General features: G+C 55.3%; 3 rRNA genes. All 3 read left to right on the plus strand.

Annotation, left to right across the window (positions count from 1 at the left end):
• Positions 1–515 precede the first annotated feature (515 nt).
• The 3 genes from GOHSU_RS16045 to rrf all read left to right on the plus strand — a co-directional run bounded on the left by GOHSU_RS16045 (position 516) and on the right by rrf (position 5,947).
• Positions 516–2,039: ribosomal RNA gene (locus GOHSU_RS16045) — 16S ribosomal RNA — on the plus strand.
• A 521-nt stretch (positions 2,040–2,560) separates the two neighbouring features.
• Positions 2,561–5,706 (plus strand): 23S ribosomal RNA (locus GOHSU_RS16050).
• A gap of 124 nt (positions 5,707–5,830) precedes the next feature.
• Positions 5,831–5,947: ribosomal RNA gene (gene rrf, locus GOHSU_RS16055) — 5S ribosomal RNA — on the plus strand.
• The 16S, 23S and 5S rRNA genes sit together here, the layout of an rRNA operon.
• Positions 5,948–5,951 lie beyond the last annotated feature (4 nt).

Below are 5,951 nucleotides of genomic sequence, written 5' to 3' on the forward strand. Positions count from 1 at the left end.
GCTGTGACCTGGGGAGTTGTGTTGTGGTGGGTGGGTGTGTAGGTTTATTCAGGTCGCCCCGGGGCAAGTTTCCTTCGGTTTCTTGGGTTTTGGGGTTGACAGTCTGGAATCGCTTCGGTTATAGTTGGGTTCTGGTCGCCGGGTTTGTGGTGGCGGGTCTGCGAGTGTGTGGGTCTGGTCACGGGGATTTGGTGGTTGGGGCTTCGGCTGGTAGGCTGGGGAAGTTGCCCGCGAGTCGGGTGGCGTGATTGCTGGCTCACTGGAGTTCGCATGGCCGGTTGGTTGTGTGGTGTTGGTGGGTGTGTGTTTTTTGAGAACTCGATAGTGTGTGATGGATTTTCTTGTGCCGATTGTTTTGATTGGCATGGGGTGAGTCTGTCTATTTTTGACAAGATGAATTTTTTTGCCAGTCAATTCTTTTTTTGAAGGATTATTTTGGTAAGGTCTTTTCTCTGATCTCTAGTGTTCAGATTGCCGGCTCTCTTTTTTTGGGGGTTGGTTGTTTGGTCTAGTTTTGTTTGGAGAGTTTGATCCTGGCTCAGGACGAACGCTGGCGGCGTGCTTAACACATGCAAGTCGAACGGAAAGGCCCAGCTTGCTGGGTACTCGAGTGGCGAACGGGTGAGTAACACGTGGGTGACCTGCCTCATACTCTGGGATAAGCCTGGGAAACTGGGTCTAATACTGGATATTCATTTCTGGCTGCATGGTCGGGGATGGAAAGCTTTTGCGGTGTGAGATGGGCCCGCGGCCTATCAGCTTGTTGGTGGGGTAATGGCTCACCAAGGCGACGACGGGTAGCCGACCTGAGAGGGTGATCGGCCACACTGGGACTGAGACACGGCCCAGACTCCTACGGGAGGCAGCAGTGGGGAATATTGCACAATGGGCGCAAGCCTGATGCAGCGACGCCGCGTGAGGGATGACGGCCTTCGGGTTGTAAACCTCTTTCGCCAGGGACGAAGCGCAAGTGACGGTACCTGGTAAAGAAGCACCGGCCAACTACGTGCCAGCAGCCGCGGTAATACGTAGGGTGCGAGCGTTGTCCGGAATTACTGGGCGTAAAGAGCTCGTAGGCGGTTTGTCGCGTCGTCTGTGAAATCCTGCAACTCAATTGTAGGCGTGCAGGCGATACGGGCAGACTTGAGTACTACAGGGGAGACTGGAATTCCTGGTGTAGCGGTGAAATGCGCAGATATCAGGAGGAACACCGGTGGCGAAGGCGGGTCTCTGGGTAGTAACTGACGCTGAGGAGCGAAAGCGTGGGGAGCGAACAGGATTAGATACCCTGGTAGTCCACGCCGTAAACGGTGGGTACTAGGTGTGGGGTCCATTTCACGGATTCTGTGCCGTAGCTAACGCATTAAGTACCCCGCCTGGGGAGTACGGCCGCAAGGCTAAAACTCAAAGGAATTGACGGGGGCCCGCACAAGCGGCGGAGCATGTGGATTAATTCGATGCAACGCGAAGAACCTTACCTGGGTTTGACATACACCAGAAGCCGGCAGAGATGTCGGTGCCCTTGTGGCTGGTGTACAGGTGGTGCATGGCTGTCGTCAGCTCGTGTCGTGAGATGTTGGGTTAAGTCCCGCAACGAGCGCAACCCTTGTCCTGTATTGCCAGCACGTAATGGTGGGGACTTGCAGGAGACTGCCGGGGTCAACTCGGAGGAAGGTGGGGATGACGTCAAGTCATCATGCCCCTTATGTCCAGGGCTTCACACATGCTACAATGGCGCGTACAGAGGGCTGCGAGACCGTGAGGTGGAGCGAATCCCTTAAAGCGCGTCTCAGTTCGGATTGGGGTCTGCAACTCGACCCCATGAAGTCGGAGTCGCTAGTAATCGCAGATCAGCAACGCTGCGGTGAATACGTTCCCGGGCCTTGTACACACCGCCCGTCACGTCATGAAAGTCGGTAACACCCGAAGCCGGTGGCCTAACCCCTTGTGGGAGGGAGCCGTCGAAGGTGGGATCGGCGATTGGGACGAAGTCGTAACAAGGTAGCCGTACCGGAAGGTGCGGCTGGATCACCTCCTTTCTAAGGAGCACACACCGTCACCTGCCCTCAGGGGCTGGTGGTGGAGGCCCCGTTTCACAGCCGTGCGTGTTGTGGCGGGAGCTCAATGGGTGAAACACAAGAGACCATCAAGGGTGTTCGGCCGGCCGTATGGTGCTGGTTGGGCTGGTGGTGGACGCTCGAGTGATCGGCGTTCTAGACATTGCACACTATCGGGGTTCTGAGAAAACACACGGCCTGGTCGGTCTTTCTTCTTTCGGGGAGGGGGTCGGTGAGGTGCGGTGGTTTTTTCTTGGTGCTCACTGATTGTCCGTCCGCGTACATCCCTGTTGTGGGGTGGTGGGTGTGGGGTTGGTGGGTGTGTGTTGTTTGAGAAGTGCATAGTGGATGCGAGCATCAGAATCAGATTCTTGTTTTTACAGGAGGACGAGTTTTTGGTGTTTGTACTGCAATTTTAATTTTTGTGTCTCTGTACAAGAAAATGTTTTGTGGAGCATTCCACATTCGTGCCTCCCTGTGTGGGGGTGTGTTTGTGGGTGTTGTTGTAAGTGTTTTAGGGCGTTCGGTGGATGCCTTGGTACCAGGAGCCGATGAAGGACGTGGTAGGCCGCGATAGTCCTCGGGGAGTTGTCAAACGAGCTGTGATCCGAGGGTGTCCGAATGGGGAAACCCAGCACCAGTGATGTGGTGTTACCGCCCGGTGAATGTATAGCCGGTGCGGGGGGAACGTGGGGAAGTGAAACATCTCAGTACCCACAGGAAGAGAAAACAATTGTGATTCCGTGAGTAGTGGCGAGCGAAAGCGGATGAGGCTAAACCATGCGTATGTGATACTCGGCAGGGGTTGTGCGTGTGGTGTTGTGGGCGTGTTGTTGCTGTGTCTGCCGGCATGGCGGTCAGTGATAAATCATCATGTTAGGTGAAGTGGCCTGGAATGGTCTGCCGTAGACGGTGAGAGTCCGGTAACTGAAAATGTGGTGACTGACTTCAGCATTGCCCGAGTAGCAGCGGGCTCGTGGAATCTGCTGTGAATCTGCCGGGACCACCCGGTAAGCCTAAATACTTCCTGGTGACCGATAGCGGACTAGTACCGTGAGGGAAAGGTGAAAAGTACCCCGGGAGGGGAGTGAAATAGTACCTGAAACCGGACGCTTACAATCCGTCAGAGCCTGCGCACTCTTTGTGGTGGTGGGTGATGGCGTGCCTTTTGAAGAATGAGCCTGCGAGTTAGTGCTCAGTGGCGAGGTTAACCCGTGTGGGGTAGCCGTAGCGAAAGCGAGTCTGAATAGGGCGTGTGAGTCGCTGGGTCTAGACCCGAAGCGGAGTGATCTACCCATGGCCAGGTTGAAGCAGCAGTAAGATGCTGTGGAGGACCGAACCCACTTCAGTTGAAAATGGAGGGGATGAGTTGTGGGTAGGGGTGAAAGGCCAATCAAACTCCGTGATAGCTGGTTCTCCCCGAAATGCATTTAGGTGCAGCGTCATGTGTTTCTTACTGGAGGTAGAGCTACTGGATGGCCGATGGGCCCTACTAGGTTACTGACGTCAACCAAACTCCGAATGCCGGTAAGTGAGAGCATGGCAGTGAGACTGCGGGGGATAAGCTTCGTAGTCGAGAGGGAAACAGCCCAGATCGCCGGCTAAGGCCCCTAAGCGTGTACTAAGTGGAAAAGGATGTGGGATTGCTTAGACAACCAGGAGGTTGGCTTAGAAGCAGCCACCCTTGAAAGAGTGCGTAATAGCTCACTGGTCAAGTGGTCCTGCGCCGACAATTTAGCGGGGCTCAAGTACACCGCCGAAGCCGCGGCAATCACACATGTCATCGGCCATGCCTTACGGGGTGTGGTGTAGTGGTGTGGTTGGGTAGGGGAGCGTCCTGCATCCGTAGAAGCCGCCGAGTGATCGTGTGGTGGAGGGTGTGGGAGTGAGAATGCAGGCATGAGTAGCGAAAGACAAGTGAGAAACTTGTCCGCCGAATGACCAAGGGTTCCTGGGCCAGGTTAATCCGCCCAGGGTGAGTCGGGACCTAAGGCGAGGCCGACAGGCGTAGTCGATGGACAACGGGTTGATATTCCCGTACCCGTGTATCCGCGCCCAATGATGAATCAGCTGTACTAACCACCCAAAAGCGTTCTTTTCTTCCTTCGGGAGGATCTGGGCGTGGCTGCGTGGGACCTTGGTTGTAGTAGTCAAGCGATGGGGTGACGCAGGAAGGTAGCAGGGCCAAGCGATGGTTGTCTTGGTGTAAGCCGGTAGGGCGGAACATAGGTAAATCCGTGTTCCATATAAGCCTGAGAGGTGATGCGTAGCCGTTGAGGTGAAATCTGTGATCCTATGCTGCCGAGAAAAGCCTCTAGTGAGTTGGTACACGGCCCGTACCCCAAACCGACACAGGTGGTCAGGTAGAGAATACTAAGGCGATCGAGAGAACTGTGGTTAAGGAACTCGGCAAATTGCCCCCGTAACTTCGGAAGAAGGGGGACCACTGCTGGTGACGACATTGACTGTTCGAGCTGGTGGTGGTCGCAGAGACCAGAGAGAAGCGACTGTTTACTAAAAACACAGGTCCGTGCGAAGTCGTAAGACGATGTATACGGACTGACGCCTGCCCGGTGCTGGAAGGTTAAGAGGACCGGTCAGCCGGCATTTATGTCGGCGAAGCTGAGAATTTAAGCCCCAGTAAACGGCGGTGGTAACTATAACCATCCTAAGGTAGCGAAATTCCTTGTCGGGTAAGTTCCGACCTGCACGAATGGCGTAACGACTTCTCTGCTGTCTCAACCACAGACTCGGCGAAATTGCAGTACGAGTAAAGATGCTCGTTACGCGCGGCAGGACGAAAAGACCCCGGGACCTTCACTATAGCTTGGTATTGGTGTCCGATGCGGTTTGTGTAGGATAGGTGGGAGACTGTGAAGCATGCACGCCAGTGTGTGTGGAGTCGTTGTTGAAATACCACTCTGATCGTATTGGGCTTCTAACCTCGGACCCTGATCGGGTTCAGGGACAGTGCCTGGTGGGTAGTTTAACTGGGGCGGTTGCCTCCTAAAGTGTAACGGAGGCGCCCAAAGGTTCCCTCAGCCTGGATGGCAATCAGGTGTTGAGTGTAAGTGCACAAGGGAGCTTGACTGTGAGACGTACATGTCGAGCAGGGACGAAAGTCGGGACTAGTGATCCGGCACCGGCAAGTGGAAGCGGTGTCGCTCAACGGATAAAAGGTACCCCGGGGATAACAGGCTGATCTTCCCCAAGAGTCCATATCGACGGGATGGTTTGGCACCTCGATGTCGGCTCGTCGCATCCTGGGGCTGGAGTAGGTCCCAAGGGTTGGGCTGTTCGCCCATTAAAGCGGCACGCGAGCTGGGTTTAGAACGTCGTGAGACAGTTCGGTCTCTATCCGCCGCGCGCGTCTAGAAACTTGAGGAAACCTGTCCCTAGTACGAGAGGACCGGGACGGACGAACCTCTGGTGTGCCAGTTGTTCCGCCAGGAGCACTGCTGGTTAGCTACGTTCGGACAGGATAACCGCTGAAAGCATCTAAGCGGGAAGCCTATTCCAAGATGAGGTTTCTCACCCGCCCTCCGGGGTGGGGTAAGGCCCCCCACAGACCATGGGGTTGATAGGCCAGAACTGTACGCACAGCAATGTGTTCAGGTGACTGGTACTAATCGGCCGAGGACTTACCAACAACACCCAAACACCAAAAATTACTGGTCTCGCATCCACTATGCACCTCTGAAACAACACACCCGCACCCCCTCGAACCCGAAACGGTTCCGGGAACCAAGGTGCGGTGAATAGTTTCATAGAGTTACGGCGGCGATAGCGGAGGGGAAACGCCCGGCCCCATTCCGAACCCGGAAGCTAAGCCCTCCAGCGCCGATGGTACTGCACCCTAACCAGTGTGGGAGAGTAGGACACCGCCGAACACAC

The organism is Gordonia hirsuta DSM 44140 = NBRC 16056 (assembly GCF_000333015.1).
Lineage (GTDB): Bacteria > Actinomycetota > Actinomycetes > Mycobacteriales > Mycobacteriaceae > Gordonia > Gordonia hirsuta.